Source organism: Gemmiger formicilis (assembly GCF_018784445.1).
Classification (GTDB): Bacteria; Bacillota; Clostridia; order Oscillospirales; family Ruminococcaceae; genus Gemmiger.
The window spans coordinates 58,685-74,960 of record NZ_WQOH01000010.1; the positions used below are offsets into that span (position 1 = coordinate 58,685).

Annotated in this window: 15 protein-coding genes; 4 read left to right on the forward strand and 11 right to left on the reverse strand. The window is 49.8% G+C overall.

Going from position 1 to position 16,276, the window contains the following annotated elements; all coding sequences use genetic code 11:
• Complete coding sequence (locus tag GPK89_RS04100; RefSeq protein WP_215691693.1) at positions 1-1,392, reverse strand: hypothetical protein; 1,392 nt, start codon at positions 1,390-1,392, stop codon at positions 1-3.
• 549 nt (positions 1,393-1,941) lie between these two features.
• Between GPK89_RS04100 and GPK89_RS04105 the strand changes: the two genes are divergently transcribed.
• Entirely contained in the window at positions 1,942-3,099 is a 1,158-nt protein-coding gene (locus GPK89_RS04105; RefSeq protein WP_177719235.1) for a hypothetical protein, read from the forward strand.
• 324 nt (positions 3,100-3,423) lie between these two features.
• On the opposite strand, the gene GPK89_RS04110 is transcribed toward GPK89_RS04105, so the two are convergent.
• The 10 genes from GPK89_RS04110 to GPK89_RS04155 form a co-directional block, all read right to left on the reverse strand.
• Entirely contained in the window at positions 3,424-4,221 is a 798-nt protein-coding gene (locus GPK89_RS04110) for a Fic/DOC family protein (protein WP_215691694.1), read from the reverse strand.
• 4 nt (positions 4,222-4,225) lie between these two features.
• On the reverse strand, positions 4,226-4,420 hold the full coding sequence (locus GPK89_RS04115) for a hypothetical protein (RefSeq protein ID WP_177719233.1): 195 nt from the start codon (positions 4,418-4,420) through the stop codon (positions 4,226-4,228).
• Positions 4,421-4,554: 134 nt separating this feature from the next.
• Positions 4,555-4,773, reverse strand: a complete 219-nt coding sequence (locus GPK89_RS04120) for a hypothetical protein (protein WP_215691695.1) — start codon at positions 4,771-4,773, stop codon at positions 4,555-4,557.
• Positions 4,770-4,970 carry a hypothetical protein gene (locus tag GPK89_RS04125; protein WP_215691696.1) on the reverse strand — a complete coding sequence of 67 codons (201 nt, stop codon included), beginning with the start codon at positions 4,968-4,970 and terminating at the stop codon, positions 4,770-4,772. Before GPK89_RS04125 ends, GPK89_RS04120 begins: the two co-directional genes overlap by 4 nt.
• 19 nt (positions 4,971-4,989) lie before the next feature.
• A complete protein-coding gene (locus GPK89_RS04130; protein ID WP_215691697.1) occupies positions 4,990-7,002 on the reverse strand; it encodes a PcfJ domain-containing protein in 2,013 nt (670 codons plus the stop codon).
• Positions 6,999-7,766: a Cas9 inhibitor AcrIIA9 family protein gene (locus GPK89_RS04135; protein WP_215691698.1), complete on the reverse strand. Its 768-nt coding sequence runs from the start codon at positions 7,764-7,766 to the stop codon at positions 6,999-7,001. Before GPK89_RS04135 ends, GPK89_RS04130 begins: the two co-directional genes overlap by 4 nt.
• Before the next feature lie 69 nt (positions 7,767-7,835).
• Positions 7,836-8,963 carry a hypothetical protein gene (locus GPK89_RS04140; RefSeq protein ID WP_215691699.1) on the reverse strand — a complete coding sequence of 376 codons (1,128 nt, stop codon included), beginning with the start codon at positions 8,961-8,963 and terminating at the stop codon, positions 7,836-7,838.
• A gap of 21 nt (positions 8,964-8,984) precedes the next feature.
• A complete protein-coding gene (locus GPK89_RS04145) occupies positions 8,985-9,968 on the reverse strand; it encodes a hypothetical protein (RefSeq protein WP_215691700.1) in 984 nt (327 codons plus the stop codon).
• Between the two features lie 27 nt (positions 9,969-9,995).
• Positions 9,996-12,284, reverse strand: a complete 2,289-nt coding sequence (recD2, locus tag GPK89_RS04150; RefSeq protein WP_215691701.1) for an SF1B family DNA helicase RecD2 — start codon at positions 12,282-12,284, stop codon at positions 9,996-9,998.
• A gap of 19 nt (positions 12,285-12,303) precedes the next feature.
• Entirely contained in the window at positions 12,304-13,359 is a 1,056-nt protein-coding gene (locus tag GPK89_RS04155; protein ID WP_215691702.1) for a YqaJ viral recombinase family protein, read from the reverse strand.
• Positions 13,360-13,956: 597 nt separating this feature from the next.
• Between GPK89_RS04155 and GPK89_RS04160 the strand changes: the two genes are divergently transcribed.
• The 3 genes from GPK89_RS04160 (at position 13,957) to GPK89_RS16735 (ending at position 16,146) form a co-directional block, all read left to right on the forward strand.
• On the forward strand, positions 13,957-14,151 hold the full coding sequence (locus GPK89_RS04160) for an excisionase (protein WP_078785504.1): 195 nt from the start codon (positions 13,957-13,959) through the stop codon (positions 14,149-14,151).
• Positions 14,152-14,257: 106 nt separating this feature from the next.
• Complete coding sequence (locus GPK89_RS04165) at positions 14,258-15,520, forward strand: tyrosine-type recombinase/integrase (protein WP_215691703.1); 1,263 nt, start codon at positions 14,258-14,260, stop codon at positions 15,518-15,520.
• Between the two features lie 365 nt (positions 15,521-15,885).
• The gene (locus tag GPK89_RS16735; RefSeq protein WP_430750593.1) at positions 15,886-16,146 is read left to right on the forward strand and encodes a DUF3846 domain-containing protein; all 261 of its coding nucleotides are present in this window, start codon (positions 15,886-15,888) and stop codon (positions 16,144-16,146) included.
• Positions 16,147-16,276: the final 130 nt, after the last annotated feature.

A 16,276-nucleotide genomic window follows, 5' to 3' on the forward strand; every position in this document is an offset into this window, starting at 1 on the left:
TTACGCGGTAAGGTCGTTCATCTGATTCGGGCAGAAGCGATTGGCACCGATGGAAAGGCAGTCACTATGGATCGTGCAGTTTCTGCATACATCAACTACCTGCGCATAGCAGGCAGGGCAAATTCCGCGCCGCTCGCCGGAACGGGCAATTCCGATACGCGGCATACCGATAAACTCCTCTCCGCAGGCAGTGCAACGATAGCTGCATTCCTTACAGTAGAAGTGGTTATCAATATATCGCCCATATCCATGCACCGTTTTACCGCAGCCTTTGCAGACAAACATACTCCCACATTCTGCACAGCGTATCGAGCGGTGGTCTTTCTGTTCCCCGCCGCAGCAGACACATCGAGCCACGGAACCAATCGTCATTTTGCCATAGTCAGTCTCCCCTTTCAGCAGAGATACTACCGCATACCCATACTCATAGTCAGGATAATGGTTGCTGTCCGCCGCAGATTCGCAGTAAGGTTCAGTGTCTTTTCCGCGCTTGATCGACCACAGGTTCGGTTTGTCAAGGCATATTGCGATTGCCTGCTGTACGATGCTGCGATACAGGTTTTTTTGATCTTCCAAATCCGTAGGGTACAGACGAGATTGCAGCAGGACGTTATCTTTATAGCAGAAAATCTCTCGCGTGATGCGCGGTGCTGTATGGAAGTCCTGCGTGTACTCGTCACTGACCGTGAAGAAAATCATGCTGACAGCATCACCCATATAGGATTGGCAGCCGCCGCGGTAACCGCCGCCTTCTAAGCAATGGCAGGAACTCCAAGTGTTGTCACGGTTGGACATTTCGAGGAAATCGCAGGGGTGGATTGACAGCACTGCGGTTTTCTCGATATGCGCCGGGTTCAAAGCATCTGCCAGCCGCGCAAACAGCGCGTTGTATGGCTTTACTGTACGCATATAACGGTTGTCCGGCTCGCCTGCTTCTGCTTCTTCCTCAATTTGGTCGAGATGAAATTTCATGCAGAGCCGATTGATAATACGGCTCGCCTTTTGTCCCGGTGCGCACTTGATGCCTCCGTATTGCCGAATCGTGTCTAAGCGGTACTCGTTTGGTATCCGGGCATAGTCGGCGGTTGCCGCGCGCAGGGCGGTTTCAAAGTTCTCATACACCGTATCATCCGTGCAGGCCCTGCGACCAAGTTCAAGGATGGCGGCGCGCGTTTCGTCCACTGTGATACGGTCGATTTCTCGGCGTTCCTCCACGCGGAACACGATTGCCAGTTCTTTCTCATTCCATAGCGGATGCCTGCGCAGAAGCTGCAAAAGTCCCTGCTTCGGTTCATTCCATTGTGTAAGGTTTGCTGTGACACCTTCCTCCGAAAACGGCTTCTGATACTTGTGCATAACCTCATAAAATTGCTGTTTGAGTTCGTCCATCATTGTGATCTCGCCTTTCTTGCATTTTTATTTTTAACGCCGGGCGGCGCCAAACCAAAATAAAAAGCGAGAACAACTTTTCTTCGCTGCCAATAGCAGCATAAAAGTCATTCTCGCTTTATGCGGGGTGTCCCCCGGCGGATAAAAAATGCCCGCAATGCACAGACCAGACGGTCAGCGGCATTGCAGGCACAAAGTACAAAAATAACAACGTGTGTCAGTGCAAATTGCGTTACAGGACACATAAATCACTTACATTAGTATGATACCATAATTTGCGGAAAACGTCAAATTATTGAAGATATGTCTTTTTGCACCAGCAATAATAACCTTAATGAGCAGTCTCTTCAATTTCATCAGGAGGCAACTCAAAGATGTTTTACAGATACAGCGAAAACAACACAATTCTGTGATATGGGTTGAATATGCGAAGGATTTCGTGCATAATAAAATATAATTTCCTGTCAAAATTGTGAAACTTTGCGTATTCTTAATTTTTGAACACAAATGATGTCCAATAGAAATTGAGAACGCATCACATAAAGAGGTAAAATGATGGTCAAGGGTTTTATTTTTTTCAGAACTGGAAAGATTCCTTTTGTAATTGAAAATTACCGTATGGATTTGTTTACAGATGACTCATTATTGGAAATATTTTGTAAGGAGTATAATTTTAAAGAAAACTATATTCTGCAGGGGCTATGTTTTGATATTGGGCCTCATGGTAGGAAAGCAACCTTTCTCGTCGAAAATTCTATGGGAAGTACTTGCTATTTGCGTTGCTATATTGTTTATACATTTAACAAAGACGAAACCTATGACCGCATAGGTATTCAGTCGCCGTCTCTTGATGCAGTTTTTGGATACGAACATAAATACATTGAAATGGTGCGATCTGGAATCAACTTGGCTTTAGAACCTAAAAAAGTGTATACAATTCCGTTTGATATGAACAAACAAAAATACGAATTGATTTTCCAAATCGGTCACAATCATCGCCTTGGTCTTTTGGAAGATTTCTCCAGAAAAGGGGAATTGATTCTGCCGTTACACACAAATGAAATCCAAGAGTGCTATGATATTGCAACAGTTCTTTGTCGGCTTGCAATGTTCATGACATCACACACAGACATCTTGTTCAAACGTATCACGCTTTATCGCAAAGAAGTAAGTGTCGGGTGGTTCTACTGTCCCTTCATTTCGGAAGATGCCGTTGATAGGTATAACGGCTTATTCTACGAATTTGATATTATGAAATACATTCCCAAGCTCTTAAATAATATAGCATTAGATTCTGGCAACAAAATAACACAGAGTATTCCACTTGGTCATTTAGGGAATTTCGACTCCATGTTCACGCCTCAGCGATTTGTCGAACAAATTGTAGCATTTGAGTACTTATTTGATAAACTGGAACACAAGAAAGCTCAAAATCTCCAATTTCCACTTAAAAAGGAATTGGAATACATGTTTAATGAATATCCCCAATTGCTGTCGCAAACAAATCTTTCTGCAGAGAAAGTTAGTAATCAAATCAAGGAGATCAGACGTACTATTGCACATGGATATGCATATTACTATGACTTCAAAAACGATAGGAGCAGCAAATATTTGATGATTCTTTTAGACAAATTGATACGGTGCATGAGCCTAAAATTGATTGGATTCTCTAATGATGATATTTCGAATTTTATGCCTTTTTATCCATAAACACCTTCACGCCACAATCTTTTTTCTGTTCGGCTATCTCTTTCAAAGTATCCAGATACCCACGATTCTCGACATCCGCAGTCAGCACAAAGATTTTTCTTTCTTTTAAAAAATACAAATTCCTTATGGTCTCGCTACTTGACAAATTTATGCTGACTTTTGTAGAAGAAGCCGAATCGTCCACTGATATGATAAATCATCCTTCCCAGCATGAAAAACTAACTTTGTCTCCGATGATGCCGCTGGTGAAAGCGACAGCCATAAAAGAAGTATAAAAATAATTGCCTCCGACTTGTACACATATGGTGCGAGTCGGAGGCAATTTTAACTTTTTGTATTCAGATCGCTAGTGGCGTCATTTTTTGAAGCTTTCCCTGCTATGGGGTCTTTTGAATAGGTGTTTTTCGTTTTATATTCCACATACTCATGGGGAGTGGGTTCGTAGTGCTTTGATTGGTATTTTTGATATTTTTCGGATATGCTTGCTGGTTGTTCTTCTGCAACTGTTTCTGCAATTGGCTCAGTGCAAATCGCATCTTGCAAGATTCTTTCCAGATACTCATACTCGGAGTAATTATCCAAACACGCCATCACCAGTGCATCCCGGACATATTCTGCGCTCTGTGCCAACAGTTCTTGGTCGAAATAATATCCGTAATGCTCAACAAAGAATGTCATCAACATTACAACGGTTCGAGTGTTTCCCTCTCGAAAAGGATGCACACGCCAAATTTTCGGAAATTTATGCGCAATTTCTTTTGCGAAATCTTCTTTTGACAAAGAGATCCATTCTACTTGGTGGATTTCATCCCAAGCACATTTCAAGTCATGCGGAATATCTTCCGCATTGCTATACCATACACTTTGTCCTGCAAGAACAGGCTCTCTTTTTATAATATTGATGACACGATAGTTTCCGGCCCATTCGTACACATCTTCAAATAGTGTGCGGTGAATCTTCTTTACGCCGCGGTTTGAAAAATCATGGAAGCCATGCTCATACAGAAGCATCATGCTTGCGCGAGATTGTTCAGCTTCCACGAGATCCAGCGTCTTTTCATCCTTGATGCCGAACTTGTTTTTTAGTACCGGCACATCCTCATAAAGATAAATATCATTCATAGCATTACTTCACGCGACGGGCCATCTCCATGTGGCTTTTCAAAAGGGCCTCTTTCATCTGCGCCCCGGTAATTTTGCCTTCACTCCATGCGTTTGAAAGCTCTATTGCATAGCTGCGAACCGGTACTCCTTCAATTTTATTGACAGCATCTGCCACTCGCATTGCTCGTTTACGCTGTGCTATTTTCTGTGGTGCCATAAGATGCCCCCTACAATTTGTTTGTTAGAATTATACCATATTACGTTATTAAGTTCAAGTTTATCCATCTTGATTTCCAGCCACGAAAAAGGCCTCCAATCTGCGCGGCAAAACCGTATAGATTGAAGGCTGTCTTATACCAGATGATTGCCTTTCTTGGTGGGTGAGTTCTTCATCCTTAACCCCAACCAACTTTCCAGCGTCTGCAAGTCGCTGAACAGGATATCATAAACTTCATCGCTTACCAACGGCGTATGGGCTTCATACGCCGCGCGGCAGCGGTTCAGGCGGTCTGTCAGTTCCCGCAGTTTATCGATGAAAGCGGCTTTTTCCTGCCATTCCTCGGTTTTCATTGGTTTTTGGGGGCACAGTGGCCGAAGTTCAATTCGTGAATTATCGACAGGATGGTATCATCGTCATCCCAATCAGTAAAAAATGCCGTGGGTGCATAGGTGCCATCCAGCAAGACCATCACCCTCCCCTGCTCAATGCGCAGGGTCACATCCTTGCGCCGGGCGCAGACGATGGCGAGATTTCCGATTTGCTTCATAAGGTAAGCACTTCCTTTCTTACGCGACCTGCAAAGCTATCGGCAGCACCTTACGGCTCCACAGGTCAACAAATTTCTGTACTTCTTCTGTCGGTGCGCTGTTATGGTCACCGTGAATTTGTGCGATTTTTCCGTCGCGTACCTCCACAGTTACATACGGCTTCTTCGGTTCTTCCACGCGGCGGACAAATACGATCAGGCTTCTTCCTTCGGCCACGCTGTCAATATAGCCGCCGACACAGTGGTGCAGCGCCTTTCCTTCGTCTACGAGGTCATTGGCTTGTTTCGGGCAGACAATTTGCAATTCTTTGTTGGAAAGCGCTGCTTTTCGCGCAAAGCCCGCGTAGGCCATACAGAACGCTTTCTTTTTCTGCGCGTCGTTGATTTTTTGAATACGTTCTGCCTCCCGGTCATGCGCAGCTGCGCAGTTTTTCGGAAATAATACCGACTTATCTTTCATGTCATAAGCCTGCCTGCGGCACATATGCAGATAATCCACATACATTGTCACCAGCGTTTTCATTGTCGGTTCCCGATACCTATTAGCCGGGCGCGTATCGCAGTAAATTGGAAGCTGAGCTTCCATGTAGTGCATGAACTTTTCTGCCGTCATATACCGAAACACATCCGTAGAAATTTCTGCCACTTTGTTGTCGATTTTCCATTGAAATAGCTCCTTCCTGCCGCGCAGGTTAATTGCCACATAAGATTGATACTTTTTCAGCATCGCCATGTCTGCATTTTTCTCCCGCAGAAAAGACACATCTTCTTTTTGCACGCGCAGGATGCGGTGTGTCTTGGTCTGCGTTTCATCCAGTGCATCACTGAATCCATTGCGGTATACAACGTCTGACACAATGTTCTTATAGCCCACTTTCGTCAGTCGTTCAACCAGAAGCGGATGCTGCAAGTACATTTTCAGATAGTAGCTGACCTGCATCGGGATGCCCGTCTGCTCGTAAAATTGGCGTAATGCGCAGTATTCCCAAGGCGTACCTTGCAGGGCCTTTTCAAGCCCCGGAAGATATACCGTGCCGGTTTCTTCCGAACTGAAGCACGCCATTCCGAACAGTGCTCCCGGACGATAACCGTACCGCCAGTGGGTCACGCTGTCATACCCGCTGTCATAATAGTACGGCTCCATGGTTGCGTCCTTGCCGTTATCACTGCGGACAAATATGCGCATGACTTCATACGCGGATTTTCTGATGGTATCCTTTCCTTTGGCATAAGACCAGTACAGTTTATAGATACGCACCACAAGCTCCTGCGGGCTGATTTGCCGGATTACCTGACAGGTTTCCCTATCCTCATGGTAGGCGGCTCTTTTCCCCTGCGCCTTGGCTATGACTTTCTGTCCGCACTTTGGACAGCGCAAAACATCGTTGTTTTTTGGTCTTTCGATTACGGAAAATTTCTCGCAATAGGTGCAGCGGGCTTGTGTTTTTGAGCGACCGTTATTGTAGTTATAGAACAAATAGTGCGGCATAATGTGCTTATCCGCCCAGCGTTTCAGGTTGGCGGGCGTTTGCGGCACACGGCGCATTTTGTCCCGAACTACAGCATCTCTCTTGTAGCGGCGGATTTTCGCCTGTCGGTCACGGATATCTTGTTGATACCTGTCCAATTGTTTCAGCACTAATGTCGGATTTGCTTCAACATGGATGTACCTTGCAATCGTATGACATCCTGTTTTTTTATAAAACACACAAGCGGGCAGGAATGACCCACTATAATAACCCGTCAGATTTGTCAGCATGGCATCCCGCCATTTGACGTTTCCTGCGGCATCGCGTTCCAGCGTGGCAAAGTCATCCTTGCCCTGAAACACGACCCACTTCGGCATACGGTCATTTGCTTTCAGGCGTTCACAGTCGTAGAAGTAAACCGCCAGCACCCTATGCCCGCCGAGCAGCTTGACGGCGGCGGTGACAAGGTATTTCACCCGATCCGTGTACAGCACCCCGGCATTCAGGCTGATGTGCAGCGGAACATTGGCCGCATGGCGGCAGGCTCGTTTGTCCAGTTTCATCCTGCTGCCTCCTCTGTGCTGAAGTCACCAAAGGTAAGCTGTTCTTCGTCCGCAGGTTTCGGGGCAGGCTTGGGCGCTGCCTTTTTAGGCTTTTCCTTTTTGCCTGCCTTGGGCGCTTTCCCTGTGTAGGTCTTGGAAATAAACTTTTCTTCCAGTTCAGCGTCCTCCTTGGCATCGGCATCGCGGAAGTATTCCCGCGCCCACTGGTAGCAGAGTTCGTCCGGCACGTCGCCGCCGAAACCACCGCCCATAGGCTTCTCATCGTTGTCTTTCATTTCCTGTTCCAGATACTCCCGCGCCTTGCGGTTGATGTAGTGGAAGCAGTTTACCATCTTTTTCTTGGGGTTCATCACAAGCCGGGCAAAGGCAGGGTCAGCCAGACACTCGGTCTGTACATCCTCCATAACGCAAAGTTTCATGTTGCGGCGGGTCAGGCGCTCGGTGTCCTGCGAGACGCGGTTCATGGATGCCTGCATCACGTCGTCATCCGACATGGCTGCAAGGCGGTCCAGTTCCTGCTGTTCCCGCAGTTTCTTTTGTGCCTGTTTTGCCTCCCATTCGGCTTTGCGCTTGGCTTCGGCGGCATCAAATTTAGCCTTTTTGCGGGCTTCTTCCGCGTCCTCCGCTTGCGGTTCCGGCTTCGGGGGTTCAACCGGCTCAAATTCTTCGCTGAAAGAATCTACGGTTTCACTGTCCGAGGACACCTCGAAAGCATCATCCTCGGCATCGCGGTTCATCATATCCATTTCAGAGAGTATACCCATTGTTCTGTCCTTTCTAAAAAAGGCAGAGAGCCTCCATACGGTAGCTCTCTGCCATAACTTTGCGCGGCATCAGGCCACTTTTTCTTTTGCTTCTTCCCGCCGCAAAGCAAGCTGCCAGTCGTCTATGCCCTTGTAGGCAGTATTCCAGACAAGGCTTGTGCTTTGCAGCCCGGCTACGCGGGCAATCTGCTGAACCTTTTCGGCGGCAGATGCCACATATTCATTTTCTAACTTGTCCATGTCATAGGCTTCCACGACCAGCTTGGTGCCGTTCTGTGCCATGCAGCGCAGTGCGGATTCCAAGCCGTTCAAGCTGTTCACCCCTGCCACCGCGACGAACGAACGCCCTGTCAGACAGTGGGCAATATCGGCTTTGAGCAGCCCTTCCGTCACATATACGGTCTTGGCAAACGGCTCGCCCACAAAATGCAGCGGGCTGCCGGAGGTCACGCCGTGCGGCTTGCCTACGGACGACAGCCAGATATACTTGGCACCGCTTTTGCCCGGCGGGTCATCCCTGCGGCGCAGCGGTGTGTCCAGCCGTATCTGCATACCGCAAATAAGACCGTCCATACCGACAGCCGGTACTAGAATGCCCGCCATGCGGCTGCCAAAGTTGATCGTCCACCGCCCGGCATCGTCTTGATAAAAGCCCGGCACACCCTGCAAGGTGCAGCCATGCCGCCGCAAGCGCTCGGCATAACTGCGGCACAGAAACGCAGGCGGGGTCGATTTGAACCCGAACCTTGCAATCTGTTCCTCGGTCAGCCCACGCCGCGGTGACAGCAAGTGCGCTTTGTGCGTGGGTGTCAGCGGCAGCATGGAGAGCAGCAGCGAGTAGGTCTGGTGTATCTCCTGCGGGGCGGCACGGGCATTTTGCCCCGGCTTTACCCCGATGCAGTCATTCACTCTTGGTCGGGGTGTGTACCGCCCCAGTGCCTCGCATATCTCGCGGTAGGCATCGGCATTGCCGGTGCAGTTATGGCGGGCATACAGTGCCAGCATACCGCCCGCCGCGCCGCAGCGATTGCAGCGCCAGACGTTTTTGTCTGTGTTGACGTTGAGCCGCCCCCGCTGATCCCCGCAAAAGGGGCAGTTTAGGTACAGGCTCGACGGCAGACGGCGGCGGACGGTAAGGCCCAGTAGTTCTACCACATCGGCAATGCCAAACGGAAACGTATCGGAAGATGAGGTCATACAAAAAGGCCTCCTTCCCTGTTATCCCGCCTGCTTCTCCTGCAAGCTGTCCCATATGATGGCAGCCGCTGCACGGAGAATATTGTTTTCTCCTTGATAGCCTTTCACATACCAGCGCAGGCTGGCGGCACGGCGGTCAGCGACCTGTGCCAGCGTCCAGCCCTTGCAGGTGCCGCAGTCTACGATGACGTTCTGCGCCTGCTCGTAGGTCATCTGCTGACGGATCTCCTCCACCGGGCTGCTTTGGGTATATGCAGTGGCGGGCGGTTCCTGTTCCAGCACAATGACATTCTGCGGCGGTTCTGGCGGGGTCTGTGCAGACTGCACGGATTCTGGCACAACCGTCTTAGGCTTTTTTACAACTTCTGCCGTGGTCTGTTCGGGAACGGGCATATCGTCCGCCATGATGGCATCCAGCGGGTCAGCCTTGGCAGACTCCTGCGGGGTAGCTTTCACGGGCTCCGGCTGCTTCTGCACAGATTCTGTGACTTCCGCTTTCGTCTGTACCGGCTTGGCAGCTACCGTTTTTACCTGAACAGGCTTTGCAATCTCTGCTTTTGCACCTACCGGCACTTCGCTGCCGTACTCCTCGGATTCACTGCCCACATCGGCAAACTGGATGCCAAAGCCCGCATTGGAGAGCGCCGTGTCCAGCGCTTCTTCCTGCGCAGCCTCCACATACAGCCCACCGGGCGTTGCGTCCAGCGTGCAGTTGGCAACATAGCTGCTCAACGGCTCGGCATCCTCGCGGTCACGGTAGACCTTGGCTTCAAAAATGGCCATCTTCTCGGTGATGCGCAGGGCGTTGAGCTTCAGCCGCCCCGTGGGGCAAGCCAGCCGGAACCACAGCTTTTTGTACCGCAGGTCAAGGCGCATCACGTCATCCCCGGTTTTGCGGGAAGTTGTGCGGCGCAGGAATTTCAGCGGGTCAAAGCCGGGTACATGGTTTAAGGATGCCACAGCGGCGTTGGTAGTGTACAGCATAGGTTCTTGATTCCCTTTCATGGGTGATTTCTCCCTTCAATTTTGTATTCAGCCGGCCTGTTGCAGTTCCGGCAGTGCATTTCGTTCGGTGTGGTAGGCCTTGCAGTACAGGCGGATACGCTCGCCAAGCATGGTGTTGCGCTTGCTGATGTCGGCGCGGTGAACCGCCATAAACAGAATCGGCTTATGCCCCACAAGGATGACTTTTTTCTTGGCGCGGGTCACGGCTGTATACAATAAATTACGATACAGCATAATTGAGTGCGCTTTGACGATGGGGATGATGACCGTTTCAAACTCGCTGCCCATTGCCTTATGAATCGTAGTAGCGTAAGCAAGGTCAACGTGCGCCAGTTGTTCTGCCGTGTAGTTCATCTTGCGGTCGCCGCCAAAATCCATCTGTACGAGCCGTTCGCCTTTGCTGTTCGTGGTAATCCCGGTAATAAAACCGAGGTCACCGTTGGACACTTTCTCGGTGTTCTTTGTCTGCATAACACGGTCATGGACACGGAAGATACGGCTTCCAATCTTCACTTCTTCCTCGGTCGAACGGAACGGGTTGACCCGTTCCCGGATGGCTCGGTTAAGCTGCTCGGATGCTGCCTCGACTTTCTCGCGGAACGGCGAAAGGATCTGCACATTCTCAATACCGCGCTCGGCGGCTTCCTTGCAGTAAATATCTTGGATGCGCCGCGCCGTCTCGATTTGCGTCGGGCTGTCCACAAACACAAAATCATTGCCGTAGTACAGCTTGGTGTTGCCCTCGTTGATAAACTTTGCGTTGTGGGCAATCAATCCGTCTTTCGACTGGCGGAAAATCCAATCCAGCACCGTGACAGGCACCATTCCGCTGTGGATCAGCTCGTAGAACACGTTACCGGCGCCCACACTGGGCAGCTGGTTCGGGTCACCTACAAGAACGACCCGCGTGTGCTGACCGACACGCTTGAAAAGCTGCTGTGCCAGCCACATATCCACCATAGAAAACTCGTCCACAATGACGAGGGCGGCATCCACAAAGTGAACGCGCTCGCCATCGCCCACTTCTTCCCCGGTGCCAAGTCCCAGTGCGCTGTGCAGCGTGCGGGCTTCGTCTACGCCGGTGCTTTCCGCCATACGGCGGCTGGCACGACCCGTGGGAGCCATAAGGGCGAACTTTCCTTTCGGGTGCAGGTTCTTGAACACCTCGATGATGGCCTTTAACACGGTGGTCTTGCCGGTACCGGGTGAGCCGGTGATAATCGTCAGCCCATGCTGAAATGCCGTGCGCACCGCCTGCTCCTGCTTTTGGGAAAGCGTGATACCCAGGCTTTCGCGCACCGATTCCAGCGCGGATTCAATGTTCTCTGCCACGCTGATGTTGGCAAGCCGCGCGGCAATCATGCGGGCGGTATCATCCTCCTGCCCAAACACGCGCGGGCTGTACAGGTACTGCTTGTAGGCGACCACTGCGCCGTGCAGAATCATCTGCCGCAGGGTTTCCTGCACTTCCTCGGCGCGGATGCGCTGTTCCGGGATGGGAATTGGTGCATTGAGCAAGAGCAGCGTTTCTTTTACTAAATCTTCCGATGGCAGAAACAGATGCCCCGATTTACTGCGGGCATCCTCCAACGTGTACAGCACCGCGCCCTTGATGCGCTCGGCGCTGTGCAGGCGGTTATCCGTCTTGCGGACGATGCCGTCCACACGCTTGAATCCGAACCCGGAAATCTGGCACAGATCATACGGGCATTTTTTGAGGATGTCCACACACGCCGGACCAAAGTTCTGATAAATTTTCAGCGCCGTGGCGGGCGTGATTTTGAACGGTCCCAAAAGGCTCATAAGATTGCGCAGGACGCGGCTCTCGGCGTAGGATTCCTCAATGTCCTTGAGTTTGCCCTCGGTGATGCCGCGGATTTGCAGCAGCTTCTCCGGCTCATTGTCAAGGATATTCAAGGTATCCGGGCCGAACGTGGCGACAATATCCTCTGCCGTCTTGGGGCCGATGCCCTTGATAAGCCCGGAACCAAGATACGCCAACAGTCCGTCCGCTGTCTGCGGAACGATTTCTTGCCACTGCTCGACTTGCAGCTGATAGCCGTACTTGCTCTCCACCCATTCGCCGTCCAGTTCCAGCTCTACCGCCTTAGTGCGGGGCAGTTCGTACCCCACCGCCGTAAAGCGCAGCATACGGTCGCCGTAGTAGCGACCGCTGCAAGCCTGCGGCGGGATGCGCGGGTCACTGGTCTTGACAACGATGATGGAGAATTTGTTTGCTTCATTGTAAAAAATCGTGGATTCGTAGGTGACACGGCAGCCGGTGATGCCGCTGTGTTCCTGTTCACTGTCGTGCATAGGCACGCTCCCTTCTTTGTCAGGCGGCTTCGTCTGCCGCCTTTGCCTTGATGCTGAACCGCCGCGATTCCGACACTGTGACGTATTCATCGTAAATATCCGGGTGCAGCAACTTCAGCTTTTGGAGATTGTCTTTCGTGATGCCTGTCCGGCTGACGGGGTTGTAGCTGATGGTGTACTGTGTACCGCCGTACTCCCCCATCGCCATGTAGCTGCCGCCCAGTTTGGCAACCATTTGGCCTTTCAGACGCTGCATTTCTGTGTCCAGCGTTTTGACCCGCGTTTCCACCTGCTGTTTTTGCTCCTGTAGGCGGAGGTATCGCAGCATGGTGGCGGACAGGTCATTGTCGAGCTGAATGGCCGGGATGGTTTTGTCGGCAGCACCCAGACGGCGGCGCAGACTTTCTAGGATCAGGCTGCCGTCCTCGGTGTAGGGCGGCGGGATGCGGGTCAGGATGTGGTCGTGCCAGAACTCGCGTTCCAGATAAATCATCTCCTGCTCGTATTCCCGGTCACGGTACAGGTGGCGAATGATGACTTCGTCCTCGTTGTTGCCGTAGAGGCAGCAATAGAAGATTTCGTCGATGTCCATAACGGCCATGTAATGCCGCCCTTGTGTTTCGTAATAGATGGGAACATATTCCTCGTCGTCCTTCCACCAGTGGTCTTTTGCGTTGTAGTTGGTCGTTTTTATCTCCAGCAGCGCAATTTTTCCGTTTGGCAGGCGGACGAAGTAGTCCACATCTGCTAGCATAAAGGGATACTGCGGGTGCTGGAACATCTTCTTGATCTGGAAAACTTCCAATCCGGTTTTCTTGGTGAAGATTTGCGCGACCAGCGGTTCCAGCAAATGCCCCATTTCCAGCGCTACCCAGTTGCCCGCATCATCGACTGCCGAAGCAATGTTCAGCTTGTCGTCATATAGGTCGCGGGCGGTACGAAACGGAGAAATGCCGAGGATTGCGGCGACATCACTGCCGCCTATCCCCTGCCTGCGGTACGTCAGCCATTCCTGCTCGGTAAGAGCTTCGGTGCTGACCAGCACCTTGGGTTCCCGCCGTATGTGCTCCGGCATCCTCAGCCCCTCCTCTCGCGCTGGCGATAGGGACGCTTTGGCCGGGAGCGCACATTGTACAGCCGATACTGCAAATTGCGCGGGATGGGTCTTGCCTTGCGCGGGCGCGTGATGCGCCGTGCGATTGCCTTGGGTCTTGCCTGTTCATTCATTTGGTGTTCCACCTTTCCTATATAAAATGTATTTTCCAAAGCCGATTGGCCTTGAAACAAAATAAAAAAGCGAGAACGACCGCAGGCAATGCCTGATGTTCACGGCAAACCGTGAACCACGATCATTCTCGCTATGGTTGAGTGTTTTCCACCCCGTATAAAAAGAAAAGTGCCGGCAGCATCTGCCCAAAACGGACAGAACATGGCTGCTGGCACGAATTACAAACTTAAACAACGTGTGCGCAAGGCACAAAAATCATTTACAGGTGGAGTATAGCACAAGAATATCTGCCCTGTCAAGATGATGAGATTTTGCATGATAAAAGCATAGTGTCCGCATTACATCCGCGCAGCTTTTGTATATACCACCGTCGTTTTTTGATATACACTTATTCACAAAGAATATATTTCCTTATAAAAGTATAATAAAATGGAGGTAACGCCTATGAAAGAAGTTCCCATTTGGGAGAAATCAAATCTTACACTTGAGGAAGCCGCAGCCTATTCCGGCATCGGTATAAACAAGTTGAGGACATTAACCGATAACGAGCATTGTCAATTTGTACTTTGGGTTGGGTCGAAACGACTCATTAAGCGGCGCAAATTGGATGAATATACAGAAAAAATGTTTTCACTTTAAAGCCAAAATGTTGTCAAAATAGCTTGCAGAAAATGATAGGTTTGTGGTATTATAAATACGGAACAACGCTCTTTTCTGCATTACTATGTGGAAAGGAACAACGCTTATGACAACAACTCGAAATACAAAACGTAAAGACAAGGCGCGTGTCGTTCTTCGTAAAGGTGAATCCCAGCGTAAAGATGGCAAGTACGATTTCCGTTGGACTTCCCCGGATGGCAGGCGGCATTCTATTTATGCCGCAACCTTGGAGGAACTTCGGGAAAAGGAAAACGACATTCAGCGAGATTCGCTGGAAGGCATCAAGGCAGAAGCACGGTATGTTACCCTGAATGATGTGTTCACTCTGTGGGCAAAGGTGAAACGGGGTCTGAAAGATAACACTTTTCAAAACTATCTGTATCTTTATCGGCAGTTCGTGGAGCCGGATTTCGGCAAGTCGAAAGTGTCTGCGCTCAAAAAGTCGGACGTGAAGCAATTTTATAATATACTGGCAGATGAGCGCGGCTTGCAGATTTCTACAATTGACAGTATACACACGGTTCTGCATCAAGTGCTGGACATGGCAGTGGATGATTGTTATCTGCGGAGCAACCCTTCGGACAATGTTCTACGGGAGTTGAAAAAAGCGCACCAATTTGAAACCACCCACCGCAAAGCGCTTACTGTTCCGGAGCAGAATCTACTGTTGTCCTACCTTTCCAAAACACCGAAGTACCAGCACTGGTATCCGATTTTCGCGGTTATGCTGGGAACGGGTTTGCGCGTAGGAGAAGCCACCGGTCTGCGTTGGTGTGATGTTGACTTTGAGGAAAGCACGATTTCCGTCAATCACACGCTCGTCAACTACGACCACCGTGAGAACAACGGAGGCAAGAAAGGTTGCTACTTCAACTGCCACTCGCCTAAAACAAAAGCCGGCATTCGTACCGTTCCGATGATGGACTTCGTGAAGGAAGCCTTTGAAAAGGAACGTGCCTATCAGGAAAAATCCGGGATTCATTGCACGGTAACGGTGGACGGTTACACGGACTTCATCTTCGTCAACCGTTTTGGTGAATGCCAGCATCAGGGGACGCTGAACAAGGCAATCCGACGCATTATCCGAGACTGTAACGATGAAGTGCTGACAAACAATCCTGACAATACCATTCTCCTTCCCCGTTTCAGTTGTCACACTCTGCGGCATACATTCACAACTCGGATGTGTGAAGCAGGTGTGAACGTCAAGGTAATTCAAGATGCGCTGGGACATTCGGATATTTCTACAACCTTGAACATCTACGCGGATGTAACCAAGGAACTGCGAAAGTCCGAATTTGAAAACCTTGACCGTCAGTTTGCACAATGGAAAGTACCTGAAGAGTAAAGCAAAGTGTACGCCAAATACGCCATACGCCATTTACGCCATTTCATACGCCAAACGATACAATTCGGATAAAGGCTTATGTAGAGATGTAAATTAAAGGACAAAAGATAATCCTTGCCGCGTATAGTAATATCAAGAAATAAAGACTTACAATTATTCATCGTTGTAATCCCCACGATGAAGCCTATTGACTAAAAAGCATTGATTCTACGCCTTTTATCAACCGCGTTTGGCTGATTTGACACCACATTGACACCAAACTTGTGCAGAAAAGGCTTTACAAAAAAGCAGAGAGTTATCCTCTTACGGATGACTCTCTGCTTTTTTGTTTATGTAGTTGTGCATTTCTGCGCGGAAGCAATGAGGTGATACCACCGAACCGCTTATATGGTCCAACGGATTTCTTCGCAGGTCCGTTTCTGATATGCGGAGACGGTGGCGAAGATCTGATAAGTTTAACGGATAGTCAAATTACAAAATATGAGAAAAAATATCACTCACCCCTGATTTTCCTTGAGCTATATCCGAAGCCGATTACTCTCAAATGCACGCCAGAATTGTATGCTAAATGCATGGGAGAGGAACATCAGCATGATACACAAGAAAATGAACGTGATGAGAGATAAGTCCATTTGTATGGGAAATCGTGAAAATGGGCTTTGCTCTTATTGAAAAGCATGATATACTATTCTTACATTGTACTGATGTAAGGAGAGCAGCGATGGCAGGCACAGAACGGTATGTTCGTAACAGCAC

Coding starts and splice junctions, on each gene's coding strand:
- GPK89_RS04100 (WP_215691693.1), bottom strand. CDS start 1,392: ATGATGGACGAACTCAAACAGCAATTTTATGAGGTTATGCACAAGTAT.
- GPK89_RS04105 (WP_177719235.1), top strand. CDS start 1,942: ATGATGGTCAAGGGTTTTATTTTTTTCAGAACTGGAAAGATTCCTTTT.
- GPK89_RS04110 (WP_215691694.1), bottom strand. CDS start 4,221: ATGAATGATATTTATCTTTATGAGGATGTGCCGGTACTAAAAAACAAG.
- GPK89_RS04115 (WP_177719233.1), bottom strand. CDS start 4,420: ATGGCACCACAGAAAATAGCACAGCGTAAACGAGCAATGCGAGTGGCA.
- GPK89_RS04120 (WP_215691695.1), bottom strand. CDS start 4,773: ATGAAAACCGAGGAATGGCAGGAAAAAGCCGCTTTCATCGATAAACTG.
- GPK89_RS04125 (WP_215691696.1), bottom strand. CDS start 4,970: ATGAAGCAAATCGGAAATCTCGCCATCGTCTGCGCCCGGCGCAAGGAT.
- GPK89_RS04130 (WP_215691697.1), bottom strand. CDS start 7,002: ATGAAACTGGACAAACGAGCCTGCCGCCATGCGGCCAATGTTCCGCTG.
- GPK89_RS04135 (WP_215691698.1), bottom strand. CDS start 7,766: ATGGGTATACTCTCTGAAATGGATATGATGAACCGCGATGCCGAGGAT.
- GPK89_RS04140 (WP_215691699.1), bottom strand. CDS start 8,963: ATGACCTCATCTTCCGATACGTTTCCGTTTGGCATTGCCGATGTGGTA.
- GPK89_RS04145 (WP_215691700.1), bottom strand. CDS start 9,968: ATGAAAGGGAATCAAGAACCTATGCTGTACACTACCAACGCCGCTGTG.
- recD2 (WP_215691701.1), bottom strand. CDS start 12,284: ATGCACGACAGTGAACAGGAACACAGCGGCATCACCGGCTGCCGTGTC.
- GPK89_RS04155 (WP_215691702.1), bottom strand. CDS start 13,359: ATGCCGGAGCACATACGGCGGGAACCCAAGGTGCTGGTCAGCACCGAA.
- GPK89_RS04160 (WP_078785504.1), top strand. CDS start 13,957: ATGAAAGAAGTTCCCATTTGGGAGAAATCAAATCTTACACTTGAGGAA.
- GPK89_RS04165 (WP_215691703.1), top strand. CDS start 14,258: ATGACAACAACTCGAAATACAAAACGTAAAGACAAGGCGCGTGTCGTT.